17 protein-coding genes and 1 tRNA gene are annotated in these 18,235 nt (G+C 66.8%); 11 read left to right on the top strand and 7 right to left on the bottom strand.

Annotated features, from left to right (window positions below; translation table 11 throughout):
• The first annotated feature begins 1 nt into the window (after window position 1).
• From G4Z14_RS07185 to G4Z14_RS07160, 6 genes are all read left to right on the top strand, one after another.
• Window positions 2-1,249 (top strand): dihydrolipoamide acetyltransferase family protein, encoded by a 1,248-nt coding sequence (locus G4Z14_RS07185; protein WP_164624160.1) that lies wholly within the window; start codon window positions 2-4, stop codon window positions 1,247-1,249.
• Window positions 1,246-2,619: a dihydrolipoyl dehydrogenase gene (gene lpdA, locus G4Z14_RS07180; RefSeq protein ID WP_164624158.1), complete on the top strand. Its 1,374-nt coding sequence runs from the start codon at window positions 1,246-1,248 to the stop codon at window positions 2,617-2,619. Before G4Z14_RS07185 ends, lpdA begins: the two co-directional genes overlap by 4 nt.
• 471 nt (window positions 2,620-3,090) lie before the next feature.
• Window positions 3,091-4,929 (top strand): hypothetical protein, encoded by a 1,839-nt coding sequence (locus G4Z14_RS07175; RefSeq protein WP_164624156.1) that lies wholly within the window; start codon window positions 3,091-3,093, stop codon window positions 4,927-4,929.
• Window positions 4,926-5,498, top strand: coding sequence for an RNA polymerase sigma factor (locus G4Z14_RS07170; protein ID WP_164624149.1), 573 nt, complete (start codon window positions 4,926-4,928; stop codon window positions 5,496-5,498). Before G4Z14_RS07175 ends, G4Z14_RS07170 begins: the two co-directional genes overlap by 4 nt.
• Window positions 5,495-6,088, top strand: coding sequence for a zf-HC2 domain-containing protein (locus G4Z14_RS07165; RefSeq protein WP_164624147.1), 594 nt, complete (start codon window positions 5,495-5,497; stop codon window positions 6,086-6,088). Before G4Z14_RS07170 ends, G4Z14_RS07165 begins: the two co-directional genes overlap by 4 nt.
• Window positions 6,085-7,584 (top strand): S8 family serine peptidase, encoded by a 1,500-nt coding sequence (locus G4Z14_RS07160; protein ID WP_164624145.1) that lies wholly within the window; start codon window positions 6,085-6,087, stop codon window positions 7,582-7,584. The genes G4Z14_RS07165 and G4Z14_RS07160 overlap by 4 nt, the downstream gene beginning before the upstream one ends.
• Window positions 7,585-7,619: 35 nt before the next feature.
• Here the strand turns inward: G4Z14_RS07160 and G4Z14_RS07155 are convergent, their stop codons facing one another.
• The 5 genes from G4Z14_RS07155 to dapF form a co-directional block, all read right to left on the bottom strand.
• Window positions 7,620-7,787: a hypothetical protein gene (locus G4Z14_RS07155; RefSeq protein ID WP_164624143.1), complete on the bottom strand. Its 168-nt coding sequence runs from the start codon at window positions 7,785-7,787 to the stop codon at window positions 7,620-7,622.
• Window positions 7,788-8,161: 374 nt separating this feature from the next.
• Window positions 8,162-9,400, bottom strand: coding sequence for a bifunctional folylpolyglutamate synthase/dihydrofolate synthase (locus G4Z14_RS07150; RefSeq protein WP_407703815.1), 1,239 nt, complete (start codon window positions 9,398-9,400; stop codon window positions 8,162-8,164).
• 38 nt (window positions 9,401-9,438) lie between these two features.
• On the bottom strand, window positions 9,439-10,350 hold the full coding sequence (gene accD / locus G4Z14_RS07145) for an acetyl-CoA carboxylase, carboxyltransferase subunit beta (protein WP_164624141.1): 912 nt from the start codon (window positions 10,348-10,350) through the stop codon (window positions 9,439-9,441).
• 264 nt (window positions 10,351-10,614) lie between these two features.
• Window positions 10,615-11,886 carry a tRNA (N(6)-L-threonylcarbamoyladenosine(37)-C(2))-methylthiotransferase MtaB gene (gene mtaB, locus G4Z14_RS07140; protein WP_164624139.1) on the bottom strand — a complete coding sequence of 424 codons (1,272 nt, stop codon included), beginning with the start codon at window positions 11,884-11,886 and terminating at the stop codon, window positions 10,615-10,617.
• Window positions 11,883-12,734, bottom strand: a complete 852-nt coding sequence (gene dapF / locus G4Z14_RS07135) for a diaminopimelate epimerase (protein WP_164624137.1) — start codon at window positions 12,732-12,734, stop codon at window positions 11,883-11,885. Before dapF ends, mtaB begins: the two co-directional genes overlap by 4 nt.
• A gap of 88 nt (window positions 12,735-12,822) precedes the next feature.
• Between dapF and G4Z14_RS07130 the strand changes: the two genes are divergently transcribed.
• Window positions 12,823-12,898 (top strand) — tRNA-Lys (locus tag G4Z14_RS07130).
• Window positions 12,899-12,951: 53 nt separating this feature from the next.
• On the opposite strand, the gene G4Z14_RS07125 is transcribed toward G4Z14_RS07130, so the two are convergent.
• On the bottom strand, window positions 12,952-14,178 hold the full coding sequence (locus G4Z14_RS07125) for a cation:proton antiporter domain-containing protein (RefSeq protein WP_164624135.1): 1,227 nt from the start codon (window positions 14,176-14,178) through the stop codon (window positions 12,952-12,954).
• Window positions 14,179-14,352: 174 nt separating this feature from the next.
• On the opposite strand from G4Z14_RS07125, the gene G4Z14_RS07120 reads away from it, so the two are divergent.
• Together G4Z14_RS07120 and G4Z14_RS07115 are read left to right on the top strand one after the other, a co-directional pair.
• Window positions 14,353-15,558 carry a winged helix-turn-helix domain-containing protein gene (locus G4Z14_RS07120; RefSeq protein WP_164624133.1) on the top strand — a complete coding sequence of 402 codons (1,206 nt, stop codon included), beginning with the start codon at window positions 14,353-14,355 and terminating at the stop codon, window positions 15,556-15,558.
• A gap of 47 nt (window positions 15,559-15,605) precedes the next feature.
• The gene (locus tag G4Z14_RS07115; protein WP_164624131.1) at window positions 15,606-16,076 is read left to right on the top strand and encodes an SRPBCC family protein; all 471 of its coding nucleotides are present in this window, start codon (window positions 15,606-15,608) and stop codon (window positions 16,074-16,076) included.
• A gap of 10 nt (window positions 16,077-16,086) precedes the next feature.
• Here G4Z14_RS07115 and G4Z14_RS07110 read toward each other — a convergent pair whose 3' ends face one another.
• On the bottom strand, window positions 16,087-16,911 hold the full coding sequence (locus tag G4Z14_RS07110; RefSeq protein WP_164624129.1) for an LOG family protein: 825 nt from the start codon (window positions 16,909-16,911) through the stop codon (window positions 16,087-16,089).
• Between the two features lie 96 nt (window positions 16,912-17,007).
• On the opposite strand from G4Z14_RS07110, the gene dapD reads away from it, so the two are divergent.
• Together dapD and G4Z14_RS07100 are read left to right on the top strand one after the other, a co-directional pair.
• Window positions 17,008-17,832 carry a 2,3,4,5-tetrahydropyridine-2,6-dicarboxylate N-succinyltransferase gene (dapD, locus tag G4Z14_RS07105; protein WP_164624127.1) on the top strand — a complete coding sequence of 275 codons (825 nt, stop codon included), beginning with the start codon at window positions 17,008-17,010 and terminating at the stop codon, window positions 17,830-17,832.
• Window positions 17,833-17,878: 46 nt separating this feature from the next.
• Window positions 17,879-18,235 carry a hypothetical protein gene (locus G4Z14_RS07100; RefSeq protein WP_164624125.1) on the top strand — a complete coding sequence of 119 codons (357 nt, stop codon included), beginning with the start codon at window positions 17,879-17,881 and terminating at the stop codon, window positions 18,233-18,235.

The raw sequence follows: 18,235 nt of genomic DNA, 5'->3' as shown, positions 1-18,235 counted from the left end.
GATGAGCATCAGCAGCATCCGGGTTCCCGATGTCGGCGAAGGCGTGGCCGAGGTCGAACTGGTCGAATGGCATGTGAAGCCGGGCGATATCGTCCGCGAAGATGACACGATTGCCGCGGTGATGACCGACAAGGCCACGGTGGAAATCCCCAGCCTTTTTGCCGGAAAGGTCCTGTCGCTGGGCGGCGAGATCGGCGAGACGCTGGCCGTGGGGGCGGTGCTTGTCACCATCGAGCATGCGGGCGAGGGCCGGGTCGCTTCCGCGCCTGCTCCCGCGCCGCAGGCCGAGGCCGCCCCCGCCGCTCCGGCAGAGGCGCCCATGCCGAAAGCGCCCTCCGCTGCACCACTCGGGTCTGTCGCGCCGCGCCCCGCAGTGCAGGCGCCGCTCGCCTCTCCCGCGGTGCGGGCGCGGGCGCGGGAGGCGGGCCTCGACCTGCGCCAATTGCGCGGAACCGGGCCTGCGGGGCGGATCACCGAGACCGATCTGGCCGCCGCTTTGGCCGCACCACCGCAGGCGCCCGCCGCGCCGACCGGTCGCCGGCGCGAGGGCAGCGAGCAGATCCGCATCCTCGGTCTGCGCCGCAAGATCGCTGACCGGATGGCGCTGGCCAATGCCCGCATCCCGCATATCACCGTGATCGAAGAGATCGACATGACCGCGCTCGAGGATCTGCGCGCCACGATGAACGCGACGCGCGGTGAAAGACCCAAGCTGACGGTCTTGCCATTCATCGCCGCCGCCCTGTGCCGCGCCGTGGTCGACCACCCCGAAATGAACGCCCATTTCGACGATGACGCCGGCATCGTCACCCGCCATCGCCCCGTGCATCTGGGCATCGCCACCATGACCGGTGCCGGCCTGATGGTGCCGGTGCTGCGTCACGCCGAAAGCCTTGGCCCCTTTGCCGCCGCCGCCGAAATCGCCCGTCTGGCCGAGGCGGCCCGGTCGGGCAAGGCCACGCGCGACGAGTTGACGGGATCGACCTTGACGATTTCGTCGCTGGGGCCGCTGGGGGCAATTGCCACGACCCCGATCATCAACGCGCCCGAGGTGGCGATCCTTGGCGTCAACAAGATGGCGGTGCGGCCGATGTGGGATGGTCGCCAGTTCGTGCCGCGCCAGATGATGAACCTCTCGGCCAGTTTCGATCACCGCGTGATCGACGGTTGGGATGCCGCCCGCTTTGTCCAGCGTCTCAAGCAGCTTCTGGAAACCCCGGCGTTGATCTTCATGGAGCCAGAGGTATGAGACGCGAAACCTGCCAGGTACTGATCCTTGGAGCCGGTCCCGGCGGCTATGTCTGCGCGATCCGGGCCGGCCAGCTGGGCCTTGATACCGTGGTGGTCGAGGCGGCAGCGCCGGGGGGCACCTGCCTGAATGTCGGCTGCATCCCGTCCAAGGCGCTGATCCATGCGGCGAACGAATTTCAGGCTGCGCGGCATCTGGCCGGGCCGAATGCGCTTGGCATCACGGGCGCGGCGCCGACCATCGAGCTGTCGCGGACGATGGCCTGGAAGGACGGGATCGTGGCGCGGCTGACCGGCGGGGTGGCCGGGCTGATGCGCAAGGCGAAGGTGCGCATGGTCGCGGGGCAGGCCCGGATCCTTGACGGCAAGTCGGTCGAGGTCGCAACATCCGACGGCCCGCTGCACATCCAGACCGAACATCTGGTCATCGCCACCGGATCGCGCCCGCAAGATCTGCCGGTGCTGCCCTTTGGCGGCGACATCCTTTCCTCCACCGAGGCACTTTCGCTGGCTGCGGTGCCCCGGCGGCTGGCCATCGTCGGCGGCGGCTATATCGGGCTGGAGATCGGCACCGCCATGGCCAAGCTGGGTGCCGAGGTCACGGTGGTCGAGGCCGCGCCGCGCCTCCTGCCGCAGTATGACGCCGAGCTGACCAGACCGGTGGCGGCGCGGTTGAAGACGCTTGGCGTGGCCGTGCTGACAGGTGCCCGCGCGCAGGGCTTTGCCGACGGGGCGCTGGTCGTGGCCACGGCCGAGGGCGACCGGAGGATTCCGGCCGACAAGGTGCTGGTGACGGTCGGGCGCGCGGCGGCGACCGGCGGCTTCGGGCTGGAGCTGCTGCAGCTGGACATGGCAGGCCCGTTCATTGCGGTGGATGACCGCTGCCGCACCTCGATGCACCGGGTCCATGCCATCGGTGACGTGACCGGCGATCCGATGCTGGCACATCGGGCCATGGCGCAGGGCAATCTGGTGGCCGAGGTCATCGCCGGGCGCAATGCGGTCTGGGACAAGCGCGCGATGCCCGCCGTCTGCTTCACCGATCCCGAGATCGTCACCGTGGGGCGCCTGCCCGGCGATGCGCCCGAGGCCGCCGTGACCAGCTTCCCCTTTGCGGGCAATGGTCGCGCATTGACGCTGGAGCGCGACGACGGGTTCGTGCGCGTCGTGCATGACCGCGCCACCGGGCTGGTTCTGGGGATTCAGGCGGTCGGGGCGGGGGTGTCGGAACTGGCGGGCCAGTTCGCGCTGGCGCTTGAGATGGCGGCGACCCTGACCGACATCGCGGCCACGATCCACGCCCACCCCACGCTTGGCGAAACGGTGCAGGAAGCCGCGCTCAAGGGTTTGGGCCAAGCGCTCCACATGTGAGCCGCGCGGCGGGTCACTGCCGCCGCCCCGCGCGCAATCGGCCCCGGCAAAGCCGGCGGCCCGGGTCGTGGCTGGTCGCCGCCGGGTTTCGCATCAGGACATTGCAGAAAATTTGAACCGGATGCGCCTGTCGCACGACCAAGCTCTGTTACAGGTGCGAGTGATCGGTTTCGTGAGGGGTTCCGGCGGTTGTGTAATGCCGGGGCACGCGGGCTGCCCTTCGTCTTGTGTCCCCAGAACCGGGGAAGGGCGCCCGTCTTGTCAACCGTTCCGCTGAGTAGAAAGTGGCCTTGTTGTGTGGGACGGGCCGGGTGTGGGAGGCGGGCAGGCCGTCCGCCGTCCCAGACCCGGTGACCATGCGGCCTCGCGTTTTTCTCTTGCCTGCAAGGATAATTGCCGCACAAAACACTGGCATGGGATCTGCGCTTCTGGTTTCTAGCCGGAAGCGGATGTGAAAGGTGGTAGCGTAACGTGGCAGGGGCTTCGGTCAGGCTTGGTCTTGTGCTGGCTCTGTTTGCCGCGGCGGCAGGGGCGCAGACCCGGTTGGGCGAGGCCGACCCGGACGGCAAGCTGCGCATCAGCCTTGACGAGATCGTGCCGCTGTCCCGCCTGCGGGTGGAGATTGACGGCCAGCCGGTTGCGGTTCCGCTGGCCCTTGCCGGCCGGACGCTGATCGTCACCCTGCCCGATGGCCTGCAGGGCCGCGAGCATGACATCGTCGTGTACCGGCGCCAGCCGGACGTCGATGACGAACTCGGGATCTGGACCTTTGCCACGCAAACGGCTGCCGCCGAGGCGAGCTTTGTCGGCACGGTCGAGGTCGAGCAACGAAACGGTCCTGCCGGGTCCGGCACTGTGATCAACGGCAATGGACGTCTGGCTTTTGCGCTGGGCGGTGATCTGCTGCGCGGCGGGCTTGGGTTCGTGCAGACTGGCAGCACGCGCCGCGACCAGCGCAGGACCGAGGTTTCCGATTACTTCCTTGAAACCCGTCAGGCGCTGTTCGGTCAGGACTTCTATGCGCGTCTGGGCACGCAGGACCTGCCGGCAGAAAGCCTTCTGGCCGACGATGACAGCTGGCGCGGGGCTTCGCTGCGCCTTGCGGCCCCTGACGGGCGCAGCGAGGTCATGGCCTTTGCCCTCCACCCCGGCCAGATTTCGGGCCTGTCGAACCTTTCAGGCCTCGGCAATCCGCAGGCGCGGCTGACCGGGTTTGCTGCCCAGCTCTTCCCGATCGGAACCTCCAGCCTGCGCGCCGATGCTCTCGTCTATGAAGGAAAGGCCAAGGTGGCCGGGGCAGGATCGGGCGCGGTGGAAGGCCGCGGGATGCGGCTTTCGGGGCCAGTGGGCGCCGATTTCGGGGATTTTGCGCTGGAATTTGCCAGAACGGCGACCGGTCCGGTGCGGGGCAACCCCGCCGCTTCCGGCGCCGCGGTCGAGGCGGAACTGGGCGTCGCGCTCTTGCCTGCGGGCCACGACGACAGCCTGGAACTCCGGGTTTCCGCCACGCGCCATGAGCCGGGTTTCTACAGCCCGCTCAATCCCGATGTGATCGCGGATGAAAACACCCGCCGGGCAGAGCTGCTGTTTCAATCCGATGAGTGGCAGGCAAATCTTTACGGCGAACAGGGACGGTCGAACATCGCCGATGATCCCGCGCTCCCCACCGACCGTTTCCGCGAGATCGGGCTGGATCTGACCTACAGCCCCTACATCTTTACCGGCGGCTTCCTGCAGGGGCTGACCTTCTACGGATCGCTTTACTCCGAAGACCAACGGCGGCTTGCGACGCCTGCGGGCGGGCCGGATCCGGAGGATTTCCGGCTGAACAGCGTCAGCTTCGGGGTGGACAAGTTCCAGCCCGATTATGCATGGGCGGCAGGTCTCAAGCTGGACTGGTTGCAGGATCTGGCCAGAGGTGGCACGTCAGAGCGCCGTCAGCGCCTGGAGTCCGCCTTCGCCTGGACCCCAGGCGAGCTGACTACCTTCACCCTGCGCGCCGAGGCGGGGCGGTCACAAAAGACCGGCCCGTGGCGCCGCGATGCGACGTTGGAGATGAGCTTCGCCTTTCCCATCGTGCCTGATCGCTGGTCGGCCTCAGTCGAGGCGGGCGCTACCCGGATCGAAGGGCGTTCGGCGCAGGACGGCACCTATCTCGGGCTGGAGGTGAAACGGTCCCTTTCGGCCAATACCGCCATGCTGCTGCGCGCCGATTACGGATCGGGTGCCGAGGCCGACGATCTGGCGCCAGGGCGCGGTTGGGTTTTCGGCCTGGCCTTGCGCCACGAGTTCGGGGTGGGCACTCCATGACCGGTACGACGGCAACCGCAGACCGGCACGCTGTCCTGATTGATCGTGTCGCAAGCGGCGACAAAGCCGCGATGGCGGCGCTATATCACGCGCTGGAGCGCCCCCTCTTCGCCTTTGTGCAATCAAGATTGAACGATCCCTTCCTGTCGAACGACATCCTGCAAGACGTGTTTCTGGATGTGTGGCGCGGAGCGGATCGGTTCGAGGCGCGCTCAAGCGTCCGCAGCTGGATCTTCGGCATGGCATGGCGAAAGGTGATTGACGTGCATCGGGCAAGCAAGCGGCTGAGTTTCTCTGACAGTCTTCCTGACCAGGAGGACGAAAGCCCGGCGGCGCTGAGCCTGATCGGTCAGGAGCAGGAATCGCGCCGGCTGCGGGGCTGCATGGCCGATCTGAAGGACGATCACCGCACGGCCATCGAACTCGCCTTCTATCACGACCTTGGCTATCGCGAGATATCCGAGGTGATGGGCGTTCCCGAGGGTACGGTGAAGACCCGGGTCTTTCATGCCAAGAAGCTTTTGCAGCATTGCCTCGAGCGCAGTGGAATAAAGGGATCGGTGCCATGAGTTCGCCGCCGGAAGACATTCGGGAATTGCTGCCGTTCTGGGCAAATGGAACCCTGACCGAGGAGGAGCGGGCCAAGGTGGCAGCGGCGCTTGCGGGTTCGGCCGAGCTGCGCGCGGATCTGGCCGGGATCGAGGCGTTACACCGCCAGATGCAGGCCGTCCCGCTGCCCCAGGGTCCTGGCGAGCTGGGCCTGGCCCGCTTGATGCGGGTGGTCGACGCCGAGCCAAGGCAATCTGCGCCGCCGCGCAGGCAGGGGGGCGGTCGGCTTGCGGCATCGGTGGCCGTGGCTGCCGTGCTGTCCAGCGTGCTGACCTTGACGCTGACGCGGGACAGGTCCGGCGAGGGGGCGGTCTACGAACAGGCCTCTGGCGAGGATCTGGCGGCCACAGTGACGGTGACGTTCCGGCCCGAGGCGACAGAGGCCGCAATTTCGGCGCTGTTGCGGGCAAAGGGGCTGGTCATCGTTGACGGTCCATCCGCAATCGGGCTTTACCGGATCGGCCTGCCCTATGATCTTACGGCCCCGGAGGCCGCCAGCTATCTTGCGGCTGCGGCAGGGGTGATCGCCACGGTGGACCCGGTGGAATGAGGCTGGTGCGGCGCATCCGGGCGATAGTGGCTTTGGCCGTCGTGGTCGGGTCGGTCTCTGGCCCGGCTCTGGCGGCACGCTGCGTCGAGGTGGGGGGCATTCTGGACGTGCCGGTGCGCGGCTTTCTTCGCGACGAGGTTCCGAACCTGACGCTGGATTTCCAGAGCGGCGAGTCCTTCCCGATCGCGCCATTGTCGATGACCGCCAGCCGCCTGCGCATCCGGCTTCCGGCCACGGGCTTGCCGGACGAGGCGCATTTCAAGGTGCGCCACCATCCCGATCACGGCCCGGCCAAGGTGGTTGCCAATGGCCAGCTTTGCCCAAGTGGTCCGGTTGATCCGAACGATCCCGGCGCGGGCACTGCGGGGTCCGGGGTGCTGGATGCCCGCGGCGCGCGGCTGCCGTTCGAACGCGCGACCGCAAACGACGTGGCTGCGCCAAGCGGTGGGGCAGAGTATCTGCTGGCCGGCTCAGCGCGCGAAACGACCAGGGCCGAGGCCGTTCTGCTGCGACTTGGGGTGACAGTTCTGCGGCGCAACCAATTGGACGGACTGCGGCTTTCGCTGCTGGCGCTCGATCTGAACGGCGTGGTGCGCCCGGCGCAGTTGCGCAGCGCGCTGGCGCGTGAGGGCGTCAAGGTGGTGGTCGACCGCCACAACGTCTATCGCGCGGCGCAGGGAACGGCCGCCGCTGCGGCCGAACCCGCTCCGCAGGCCATCGAGGCGGTCTGCCGGCTATCGCCCTCGGTGCGGGTGGGTCTTATCGATGGCCCGATCGACACCGGAAACCCGGCGCTGGCCGATGTGGCGATCCGGTCCACCTCGGTTCTGGACGCGCGGGAAAAGCAGGGCTCGACCGATCACGCCACCGGAATCGCGGCCCTGATTGCTGGCAAGGCGACCGGAGGTGTTCCCTCTGGCGTGGCGCCCGGGGCGCAGCTCTATTCTGTGGTTGCCTTTGCCCGCAACGGCGGTCGCGACGTGGCGCGGCTGGAAAACATTGCCGAAGCGCTCGATTGGCTGATCGCGGCCCGTGTCGGGCTGGCGAACCTTTCGCTGGCGGGACCGGAAAACGCCACGCTGGCCGAGGTGCTGCGCATCGCCGATGAAAACGGCATGCTCATGGTCGCGGCAACCGGCAACAACGGCCGCCCCGAGCTTGCCTTTCCGGCCAGCGATCCGCGGGTCATCGCGGTGACGGCGGTTGATGCCGACCTGCGCCCCTATCGCAAGGCCAATTACGGCAAGGGCATCGGCTTTGCCGCCCCCGGTGTCGATGTGGCAGTGCCCACAGGCGCGGGGGGTGTCGCCCATCGCAGCGGAACTTCCTATGCTTCGGCCATTGCGACGGCGGTGGTGGCGCAGGTCATGGCGCAGGGCGTGCAAGGCCGTGCCGCGGTGGAGGCCGCCCTGAGGAGGAATGTGACCGACCTTGGCCCGGAAGGTTATGACGAACATTTCGGCTGGGGCCTGATTGCCGCGCCGTCCTGCAACTGACGGCCCCTGACCGTCGCGGCGCGGCAGGACGCGCATCAACCGCTGGCTCGCACGTGTCGGTCCTGCCTCTCCGGCGTGCAGGTCATGGCGCTGCCCATGCCGGCAATGACCATTTCCAGCGCCCCGTTGGACCTGTCGGTCTTCAAGCCCTGCGACTGCGGCAGGTCGGTCAGCCGGTGATGGCGGCCCAGCAGATGGATCATTCCCCGGCCCCGAGCGTAACCAGGGCGGTTTTGACCGACTCTCAGCGGGAAAAGCGTTTCACAGGGATGATTTCTGCTCCCGCTTTGACGTCGATGACGACATGCCTTCGCCGGCCAGCCCGGCCTGCAGGGCGCGCAGACATGGCGAGGGATGCTCGGTCAGGCGCTCCAAGGCGCAAGCCCGATCCGCGGCCATGATGTCACGTCACCTCTCGCCCCTCGGCTTGGCCGAGAAGAACCACGCGCTCCCGAAGATCGTCAGGACGAAGCTTCACCATCCAGCTGGACCTCGCGCCAGGCGCCATGGAGAAACAGACATCACCCTTCCTGGGAATCCCCAAAGGGCTCAATCGGAAAGACCACGCGCCAAGGCCTCAACCATTTTCGCGCAGGATGCTGCCCGCGAGATAGAGCGAGCCGCAGATCAGCACCCGCGCCTCGGGGCTGTGCGCCGCGATTCCGGCCAAGGCTTCGGCCACCGACGGCGCGGTGACGGCTGCGATCCCGGCCGACAGCGCAGCATCGCGGGTTTCCTCGGCGGGAAGCGTGTTCTTTTCGCCGGGGATCGACACCGCGTGCAGCCGCGTCACCTGACCGGCCAAGGGGCGCATGTAGCCGGTGACATCCTTGGTGTTCAGCATGCCGCAGATCAGATGGGTCTCGCGCGCGGGCATCCGGGCCAGCGTTGCCGCCACGGCCTCGCCGCCGGCCGGGTTGTGGCCGCCGTCCAGCCAAAGCTCCACCTTCGGCGCGCTGTCGACCAGCGGACCCTGCCGCAAGCGCTGCATCCGGGCGGGCCAGTAGGCGCGGCTCACCGCCGCCTCGCAGGCCGCATCGTCGCGCCTGAGCGCGCGCAGTGCGGCAATCGCCGCCCCGGCGTTCTGAATCTGGAAGGGGCCGGGCAGGTTGGGCAAGGGCAGGTCCAGCAGGCCGTTTTCATCCTGAAACACCAGCCGCCCGCGTTCTTCGAAGGCGTGCCAGTGCTGGCCATGGGCGATGACCGGCGCGCCCAGCCGCGCCGCCTTGGCTTCGATCACCTCCAGCCCGGCGGGGTCCTGCGGACCGACGATGACTGGCACGCCGCGCTTGAGGATCCCGGCCTTTTCGCCGGCAATCTCGGGCAGGGTCTCGCCCAGATATTGCTGATGGTCGATGGAAACCGGGGTGATGATGGTCAGTGCCGGCTTGTCCACCACATTGGTAGCATCGAGCCGCCCGCCAAGGCCGACCTCCAGCAGGGTGAAGTCGGCCGGCGTGCGGGCAAAGGCCAGAAAGGCGGCGCAGGTGGTGATCTCGAAGAAGGTGATCTCGTCGGGACCATTGGCCGCGACGCATTCGTCGAGAAGCGCGGTCAGCGCCGGTTCGGAAATCAGCTCCCCTGCCAGCCGGATGCGCTCGTGGAACCGCGCCAGATGCGGCGAGGTATAGGCATGCACCTTGGCGCCGCCCGCCTCCAGCCCGGCCCGGATCATCGCCTGCGTCGAGCCCTTGCCATTGGTGCCGGCAATATGAATCACCGGCGGCAGCGACCGCTCGGGATGGCCCAGCTTGGCCAGAAGCCGATGCACCCGGTCCATCGTCAGATCGATGACCTTGGGATGCAGCGTCATCATCCGCTCGAGGATCAGATCGGAACCGCTCACCTGCAGGCTCACTTGGCGTCCGCCGCAACAGCCAGATCGCCGGGGGGCGGCAGATCGCCCTTCACGGCAGGGGACAGACCCATGAGCATCCGCAGGATGGTGATCAGCTCCTCGCGCATGGATTTGCGATGGGTCACGCGGTCCAGCATGCCGTGGTCCAGAAGGTATTCGGCGCGCTGGAAGCCCTCGGGCAGCTTTTCGCGGATGGTCTGCTCGATCACCCGGGCGCCGGCAAAGCCGATCAGCGCATTCGGTTCGGCGATCTGCACATCGCCCAGCATGGCATAGCTCGCCGTCACGCCGCCCGTGGTCGGATGGGTCAGCACCACGACGTAAGGAAGGCCTGCCTCTTTCAGCAGCTGCACCGCCACCGTGGTGCGCGGCATCTGCATCAGGCTGAGAATGCCTTCCTGCATCCGCGCCCCGCCGGCGGCGGAGAACAGCACGAAGGGCCGCTTCAGCTTCACCGCCCGCTCGGCTCCGGCCAGAATGGCATTGCCGACGTAAAGCCCCATCGACCCGGCCATGAAGCTGAAGTCCTGCGCCGCCGCCACGATCGGCGTGCGGCCGATCTCGCCCTCGGCCACCAGCATCGCCTCGCGCTCGCCGCTGGCCTTCTGCGCCGCCTTCAGCCGGTCGGGGTATTTCTTCTGGTCACGGAAATGCAGCGGGTCCGCCGGCGGTTCCGGCACCTTGACCTCGGTGAAGATGCCGCCGTCAAACAGGCTGGTGAAGCGGTCGCGCGGGTTGATCGCCATGTGGTGATCGCAGGAGGAACAGACGTTCAGATTTCCCGCCAACTCGCGGTGAAACAGCATGGTCCCGCATTCGGGGCATTTGGTCCACAGATTCTCCGGCACCTCGCGGCGGGAAAACAGCGAGTTGATCTTCGGTCGGACGTAGTTCGAAATCCAGTTCATCGCCTGTGCCCTGCGGTCATTTCTGGCTTCCAGATAGCCGCAGGGGGGGTGAATTGCAACGCCGGGGGCGCCGCATGGGCCATGTCATGCCCGCGGCCGGCGGCGAAGGGGGGCTGTCCGCCCCCCTCATGGCTGCGCCAATTCACCCCCTGAGGATATTTTCACCAGTATGAAAGGCGAGATCGCTCTGGCCTTTCATACTGGCATAAATATCCCCGCCGGAGGCTCCGGCCGAAGCAACACTTGCGGCGGAAAGCCGGGAAATCACCCGACGAGCAGCCTGCCTTGCGATTGGCCGGTGATGCCTGCCGTCACAATCGCCCCTTCGGGCTGGTCGCTGGCGAAGGTCACTTCGGTGAATTGTTCGGTCCGGCCAAGGCGCGGAGATTCGGTCAGGATGCGGTGCATGCTGCCTTGCTGCGCCGCCAGATGGCGGGCCAGCGCCGCCTCCCCCGCTGTTCGCAGGCGCGCGGCGCGGAACTTGATCTGATCGCCCGGCACCCGCGGCATGCGCGCAGCCGGCGTGCCCTTGCGGGCCGAGAACGGAAAGACGTGCAGGAAGGTCAGGTCGCAGTCGGCGACGAGCTTCATCGAGTTCTCGAACATGTCTTCTGTTTCGGTCGGAAAGCCTGCGATGATGTCGGCGCCGAAGATCATGTCGGGGCGCAGCCGCCGGGCCTCCTCGCAGAACCGGATTGCGTCATCCCGCAGGTGGCGGCGCTTCATCCGTTTCAGGATCATGTCGTCGCCGGCCTGCAAGGACAGGTGCAGATGCGGCATCAGCCGGGGTTCGGTGGCGATGGCCTGCATCAGGTTCTCGTCGGCCTCGATGCTGTCGATCGAGGAGATCCGCAGGCGGACGAGGTCGGGCACCAGCTTCAGGATGCGCATGACGAGATCGCCAAGCCGCGGCCCGCCCGGCAGGTCGGCGCCCCAGGAAGTGAGGTCGACCCCGGTCAGCACCACCTCGAGAAAGCCATTGTCGACAAGGCGCCGGATCTGCTCCACCACCACCCCCGCCGGGACCGAGCGGGAATTGCCGCGGCCGAAGGGGATGATGCAGAAGGTGCAGCGGTGGTCGCAGCCGTTCTGCACCTGCACATAGGCGCGGTGGCGGCCGAAGCCGTCGATCAGGTGGCCGGCGGTTTCCCTGACCGCCATGATGTCGTTGACCTGTATCTTCTCGGTCGCGCCGATGAAATCGGCGGGGCGCAGGTTGGCCCAAGTCTCGGCCTGCATCTTTTCATGGTTGCCGATCACCCGCGTCACCTCGGGCATGGCGGCGAAGGTTTCGGGTTCGGTCTGGGCGGCGCAGCCGGTGACGATCACCGGGCTGCCGGGATTTTCGCGGGCAAGGCGGCGAATCTCCTGCTTGGCCTTGCGCACGGCCTCGGCCGTCACGGCGCAGGTGTTGACCACCACCGCGCCCTCGACGCCGGCGGCCTCGGCCAGTTCCTTCATCGCCTCGGTCTCATAGGCGTTGAGGCGGCAGCCGAGGGTGGAAAACACCGGCGGGCGGAAGTTCGGCAGGCTCATGCGTGGGCCGCCAGAAATTCCGGCGTCAGCCAGCCGTCGAACACATGCGCCACCGGGCCGGTCATCCAGACCCCGTCCTCGCGCCAGTCGATCTCGAGGATGCCGCCGTCGAGATCCAGCGTCACGCTCCGCCCGGTCAACCCGCGCAGATGCGCCGCTACGGCCGTGGCGCAGGCGCCCGAGCCGCAGGCGAGCGTGATGCCCGCCCCGCGCTCCCAGACCCGCATGCGCAGGTGGTCGGGGCCGATGAGGCTGGCAAACTCGACGTTGGTGCGCTGGGGATAAAGCGGGTCATGTTCATACTTCGGCCCGACCTGTCGCAGGTCCACCGCCTCGGCATCGGCGACGAAGATCACGCAATGCGGGTTGCCCATGCCGACGGCGACCGGATCGCCCGGCAGCGGCAGGTGCAGCGTGTCCACCGTGTGCGAAAGCGGCACCGACTGCCAGTCGAGTTGCGGCGCGCCCATGTTGACCGAGACCAGCCCGTCGGCGCGGCGCAGCGCAGAAAGCTCGCCGCGCGCGGTCACCAGTGTGACGGCGTCCTTGCTCAACTGCCGCATCATGTAATCGGCCACGCAGCGCGTGGCATTGCCGCAAGCCCCGGCGCGGCTGCCGTCGTTGTTCCAGAAATCCAGCGCAAAATCGGCGGCTTGCGAATCGCGAATCTCGGCAAGCTGGTCGAATCCGGCGCCGCGGTTGCGGTCGCCAAGTGCGCGCGCCAGCGCCGGCGTGACCACCGGGGCGCTGCGCCCCCGCGAGTCGATCACCACAAAGTCGTTGCCCGCCCCATGCATCTTCATGAAGCCAAGGCCGGAAGGGGGTCTTGTCTGGTCCATGGCCCGCATATACGCCGCGCCGCAGGTTTTTGCCAGTAACCCGCGCATTTTACCCTTGACCCCACCGCCGCATCCCCCTAATCAGCGGCCCTGTCGTGGGCCGGTAGCTCAGTTGGTAGAGCAGCTGACTTTTAATCAGCGGGTCACAGGTTCGAATCCTGTCCGGCTCACCATGACACCTCATCGAAATGATGTGTGAAGCGCGACCCCTCCGGGGGCCGCCGCTTTATGCGTTGTCGGCAGGGGCCAGCCGGTCGACCAGCCGGAAGACCAGCGGGTTCAGCAGGATCGACACCAGCGCGCCTGCGACGATGAGCCCCTGTCCCTCGACCGGGACGATCTCTAGGCCGACGCCCATGACGATGAGGATAAAGGAAAATTCGCCGATCTGGGCCAGGCTTGCGGCGATGGTCAATGCCACCTCGCGGCCATGGCCGAAGGCCCGGACGATGCCATAGGCCGCAGCCGATTTCACGCCGATGATGATGGCAACCGTCGCAAGCAGGCTCAGTGGCGCGGCAAAGATCACCGAAGGGTCGAACAGCATTCCGACCGAGACGAAGAACAGCACCGCAAAGGCGTCGCGCAGCGGCAGCATGTCCTTCATGGCCTGCGCCGACAGGCTGGAGCCGGCCATGACCATGCCGGCGAAAAACGCCCCGAGTGCAAAGGACACGCCAAAGAAATTGGCTGAACCCCAGGCCACGCCAAGCGCGATGGACAGCACTGAAAGGCGGAACAACTCGCGCTGGCCGGTGTGGGCGACGTAATGCAGGGTCCAGGGAATCAGCCTTTGCCCGACGACCAGCATCAAGGCAACAAAGGCCGAAACCTTGACGCCGGTGACAAGCAGCGTGGCCAGAACCGGGCCGAACCCCATACGGGCAACCTCGGCAGCCTCACCGTCCAGAGGGGCCGCCTCGCCACCCAGAAGACCCGCGAGGGGCGGCACCAGAACCAGCGTCACCACCATCACCAGATCTTCGACGATCAGCCAGCCCACCGCGATTCGCCCGCGGTCTTCCTTGACCAGTCCGCGTTCCTGCAGGGCGCGCAGGAGGACGACGGTCGAGGCGACCGAGAGCGACAGGCCGAAAACCAGCCCGGCCCCGATGCTCCATCCCAGAAGCCAGCCCATCGCCAATCCGGCCAGGGTCGCCACGGCAATCTGGCCAATGGCGCCGGGAATGGCGATGGCCTTGACCGCCAGCAACTCTCCCAGCCGGAAATGCAGCCCGACCCCGAACATCAGCAGGATCACCCCCATCTCGGCCAGTTCCTGCGCCAGATGCTGATCGGCGACAAAGCCCGGCGTGAACGGCCCGATGATGACCCCCGCCATCAGGTAGCCCGCGATCATCGGCAGGCGCAGGCGGTGGGCCAAGAGGCCGAAAGCGAAGGCGAGGCAAAGGCCGACCACCATGGTGGTGAGAAGGGGGGTGTCGTGGGGCATCGGTCCTCATGAAATGGGTGTGGTGAATGTGACAAAATTAACCTTGTCCAAGGCGCAAACAACCGCAAATCCTGTGCAAATGGGTCAAGATTTGTGTCCTGATGTTTCACATCGCCGTCAGCCGTTCCGAGAATGCCGGATTGACCGGGGCATCAGGCCTGCTACCCCTGTCTCATGACCTTGCCGCTCTTGCCCAACGCTCAGGCTCGCCGCCTGTTTCTGCACCGCCACGCGCTGGCCGAACCGCCCAGCGGCCCGGCGACGGGGGCCGATCTGGCGGCACTGATCCGCCGGATCGGCTTTGTGCAGGTCGACAGCATCAACACGGTCGAGCGGGCGCATCACATGATCCTGTGGTCGCGGCGGCAAAGCTACCGACCCGCGTCGCTGAAGCGCCTGCTGGAGCGGGACCGCGCGCTGTGGGAGCATTGGACGCATGACGCCTCGATCCTGCCGGTCGAGACCTTTCCCTATTGGCGGCACCGCTTTGCCCGCGACGCCGACCGGCTGCACGGCAACTGGCGCAAGTGGTTCCGCGATGGCTACGAGGCGCAGTTCGACCGCATCCTGAACCACATCGCCGCCCACGGCCCGGTGACATCGGCCGAGGTCAGCGAGGGCGAGGCGCGCGGCAAGGGCGGCTGGTGGGATTGGCATCCGTCAAAGACCGCGCTGGAATGGCTGTGGCGCACCGGGCAATTGTCGATCACCCGGCGCGAGGGGTTCCAGAAGGTCTATGACCTGACCGAACGGGTCATTCCTGAACACTTGCGGCAGGCGGACCCCGATTTCCCCGCCAAGGTCGACTGGGCCTGCCGGTCGGCGCTGGACCATCTCGGCTTTGCCACGCCGTCCGAAGTGCAGGCCTACTGGAACGCCATCCCGAAAGAGGCGGTCGGCCCTTGGGTCAAGGCGGCCTTGGCGCGGGGTGAGATCGTGGAGGTGCTGCTGGAAGGTGCCGACGGCAGCCCGCGCAAGGCGCTTGTTCGGCCGGAGGTGCTGGCAGAGGCCCCGGACATCAGCCCGCGCCTGCGCATCCTGTCGCCCTTCGATCCGGCGCTGCGCGACCGGGCGCGGGCCGACCATCTGTTCGGCTTTTACTACCGGATCGAGGTTTTCGTCCCCGAACCGAAGCGTCGCTGGGGCTATTATGTCTTTCCGGTGCTGGAAGGCGACCGTCTGGTCGGACGGCTGGACGCCAAGGCGTTCAAGGCCGAGTCGGTTCTGCGGGTCAGGGCCTTCTGGCCCGAGGTCGGGGTGCGGCTGACCAAGGTCCGGCTCGGCAGGCTGGAGGCCGAGTTGCACCGACTGGCAAAATTCGCCGGCTGTGATCGGGTGGAGTTCCTTCCCGGATGGCAGCGCGATTTCCTCGCGCCGTAGGGTGGGCAATTTGCCCATCTTGCCACCCAACCCGCAAAGGCAACCCGATGCCCGAAGATGACAGCACCCTGGCGATCGCGCGCCTGATCCCCGCGCCGCCCGCCGTGGTCTGGCGCGCCTGGAGCCAGCCCGAACATCTGGCGCAATGGTGGATTCCGAAGCCGATCGAATGCCGCGTGGTCAAGCTGGACCTGCGGCCCGGCGGCGGCTTCGAAACCCGGATGCGCGAGGGCGACGGGGAATTCCAGCCGCATCTCGACGCCTGTTTTCTGGAGATCGTGCCCGAGCGGCGGCTGGTCTTTACCACCGTCCTCACCGAAGGCTGGCAGCCGGTCGAGCCATGGCTCGCGCTGACCGCGATCATCAGCCTTGAGGCCTCGGGCGCCGGCACCCGCTATTCGGCGCGCGTGCTGCACCGCTCGCCGGAAGACAGCCGCAAACATGCCGATCTCGGCTTTGAGGCAGGCTGGGACGCCGTTCTCGACCAGCTGGCCGCCTACGTCCCGACGCTGGTCTGAGCGCGGCGCGTCAGGCGCAGTTCCGGTCGAAACCGTCAATCGCCGCCAGCGCCTCTTCGGCGGTTTCGACGAACTGGAACAGCGCCAGATCCTCGGGGCTGATGACGCCGGCCTCGGCCAGATGCGACCAGTTGATGACGGTTTCCCACCAGCCCTTGCCGAACAGCAGGAAGGGCACCTTCTTCATCCGTCCGGTCTGGATCAGTGTCAGGGCTTCGAACGTCTCGTCCAGCGTGCCGAACCCGCCCGGAAAGATGCAGACCGCCGCCGCGCGCATCAGGAAATGCATCTTGCGGATGGCGAAGTAGTGGAAGTTGAACGACAGGTCGGGCGTGACATATTCGTTCGGGGCCTGCTCATGCGGCAACACGATGTTGAGCCCGATCGACTGGCCCCCGGCCTCGGCGGCGCCGCGGTTGCCGGCCTCCATCACGCCGGGGCCGCCGCCGGTGACGATGACGTTCTGCTTGCCATAGGTCTCCATGCTGCGCTCGGTCATCAGCCGGGAAAAGCGCCGGGCCTCGTCGTAATAGCGCGTCAACTCGGCCAGCATCGGGGTTCTGGCACTGGCCTTGTTCTCCGGCGCCGGAATCCGCGCGCCCCCGAACAGCACGATGGTACTTTCGATGCCGCGCTCGTCCATCACCATCTGCGGTTTCAGAAGTTCCAGTTGCAGCCTGACCGGGCGCAACTCCTCGCGGGTCATGAAATCAAGGTCGGCGAAGGCCAGACGATAGGCCGGGGCGCGGGTTTGCGGCGTATCGGGAATGCGGTGCGCGGCCGCAATGTCCTGGTTTGAATCGCGGAACGGGTGAGTTCTGGGTTCGTCTTTCATCGGCCTGCCGTCGTTTTTTGCCCGATTGATTGCACGGGGGGTCTTATAGCCATATAGACAACGCCGAACCGAGACCAACCGAAAAAGGGTGATCCCATGTCTAATGCCGCACTCGAAGCTGCCATCGAATCCGCATGGGAGGCGCGCGACAGCATCACCCCGGCCACCAAGGGCGAGACGCGCGACGCGATCGAGGCCACGCTGAGCGCGCTGGACAACGGCAGCCTTCGCGTCGCCGAAAAGCGCGGCACTGACTGGCATGTGAACCAATGGGCCAAGAAGGCCGTCCTGCTGTCGTTCCGCATGACCGACATGTACGAGATTTCCGGCTCGAACGGCGGGTCGAACTGGTGGGACAAGGTGCCATCGAAATGGCAGGGCTGGACCGCCGATGACTGGCGCCGCGCCGCGTTCCGCGCCGTTCCCGGCTCCATCGTCCGCCGCTCGGCCTATATCGCCAAAGGCGTGGTGCTGATGCCGTCCTTCGTCAACATCGGCGCCTTCGTCGATGAAGGCTCGATGGTCGACGGCTGGGCCACCGTCGGCTCCTGCGCCCAGATCGGCAAGAACGTCCACCTGTCGGGCGGCGTCGGCATCGGCGGCGTCTTGGAACCGATGCAGGCCGGTCCGACCATCATCGAGGACAACTGCTTCATTGGCGCCCGCTCCGAAGTCGTCGAGGGCTGCATCGTCCGCGAAGGTTCGGTGCTGGGGATGGGCGTGTTCATCGGCCAGTCGACCAAGATCGTCGACCGCGAAACCGGCGCGGTGATGTATGGCGAAGTGCCGGCCGGCTCGGTCGTTGTGGCAGGTTCGATGCCGTCGAAGGGCGGGATCAACCTGTACTGCGCGGTGATCGTGAAGAAGGTCGATGCGCAGACCCGCTCCAAGACCTCGATCAACGAGCTCTTGCGCGACTGAAGCCAAGGTGGGCAATCTGCCCACCCTCCCGACAAGGATCACCCCAATGACCGACGCTGAAAAGCCCATCGCTGAGAAACCCGCCAAGGTGAAACGCACCCAAAGCGTGTTCACCCTGCTGGTGCAGGTCGGCCGCAAGGAGGGCGACGGTCTGCCCGACAAGGCCACCGGCGCCGGGCTGATGATCTATGCCTCGGGCGTCGACGAGGCCGAGGCGGTGCGCGAAACTGTCGCCATCCTGAAGGAGGCCGACCTTGCGGTGCTGGAGGTCGAGGGCCTTGGCACCATCGAGGAACGCGAAGCGGCGGGCGACGAGATCGACGGCGAGGAGCGCAAGCTGATGGGGCGGGCGCTGGCCGAAAACTCGGTGATCGTGGCGCAGATGACGCCGTTTTACGACTGA

The organism is Tabrizicola oligotrophica (genome assembly GCF_011008935.1).
GTDB classification, from domain to species: domain Bacteria; phylum Pseudomonadota; class Alphaproteobacteria; order Rhodobacterales; family Rhodobacteraceae; genus Tabrizicola_A; species Tabrizicola_A oligotrophica.
This window is presented reverse-complemented; position numbering and strand designations above follow the sequence as displayed.

Excerpts from the sequence above, each read along its gene's own strand:
- G4Z14_RS07185 (WP_164624160.1), top strand. The coding sequence starts at position 2 with ATGAGCATCAGCAGCATCCGGGTTCCCGATGTCGGCGAAGGCGTGGCC.
- lpdA (WP_164624158.1), top strand. The coding sequence starts at position 1,246 with ATGAGACGCGAAACCTGCCAGGTACTGATCCTTGGAGCCGGTCCCGGC.
- G4Z14_RS07170 (WP_164624149.1), top strand. The coding sequence starts at position 4,926 with ATGACCGGTACGACGGCAACCGCAGACCGGCACGCTGTCCTGATTGAT.
- G4Z14_RS07165 (WP_164624147.1), top strand. The coding sequence starts at position 5,495 with ATGAGTTCGCCGCCGGAAGACATTCGGGAATTGCTGCCGTTCTGGGCA.
- G4Z14_RS07160 (WP_164624145.1), top strand. The coding sequence starts at position 6,085 with ATGAGGCTGGTGCGGCGCATCCGGGCGATAGTGGCTTTGGCCGTCGTG.
- G4Z14_RS07155 (WP_164624143.1), bottom strand. The coding sequence starts at position 7,787 with ATGATCCATCTGCTGGGCCGCCATCACCGGCTGACCGACCTGCCGCAG.
- G4Z14_RS07150 (WP_407703815.1), bottom strand. The coding sequence starts at position 9,400 with ATGATGACGCTGCATCCCAAGGTCATCGATCTGACGATGGACCGGGTG.
- accD (WP_164624141.1), bottom strand. The coding sequence starts at position 10,350 with ATGAACTGGATTTCGAACTACGTCCGACCGAAGATCAACTCGCTGTTT.
- mtaB (WP_164624139.1), bottom strand. The coding sequence starts at position 11,886 with ATGAGCCTGCCGAACTTCCGCCCGCCGGTGTTTTCCACCCTCGGCTGC.
- dapF (WP_164624137.1), bottom strand. The coding sequence starts at position 12,734 with ATGCGGGCCATGGACCAGACAAGACCCCCTTCCGGCCTTGGCTTCATG.
- G4Z14_RS07125 (WP_164624135.1), bottom strand. The coding sequence starts at position 14,178 with ATGCCCCACGACACCCCCCTTCTCACCACCATGGTGGTCGGCCTTTGC.
- G4Z14_RS07120 (WP_164624133.1), top strand. The coding sequence starts at position 14,353 with ATGACCTTGCCGCTCTTGCCCAACGCTCAGGCTCGCCGCCTGTTTCTG.
- G4Z14_RS07115 (WP_164624131.1), top strand. The coding sequence starts at position 15,606 with ATGCCCGAAGATGACAGCACCCTGGCGATCGCGCGCCTGATCCCCGCG.
- G4Z14_RS07110 (WP_164624129.1), bottom strand. The coding sequence starts at position 16,911 with ATGAAAGACGAACCCAGAACTCACCCGTTCCGCGATTCAAACCAGGAC.
- dapD (WP_164624127.1), top strand. The coding sequence starts at position 17,008 with ATGTCTAATGCCGCACTCGAAGCTGCCATCGAATCCGCATGGGAGGCG.
- G4Z14_RS07100 (WP_164624125.1), top strand. The coding sequence starts at position 17,879 with ATGACCGACGCTGAAAAGCCCATCGCTGAGAAACCCGCCAAGGTGAAA.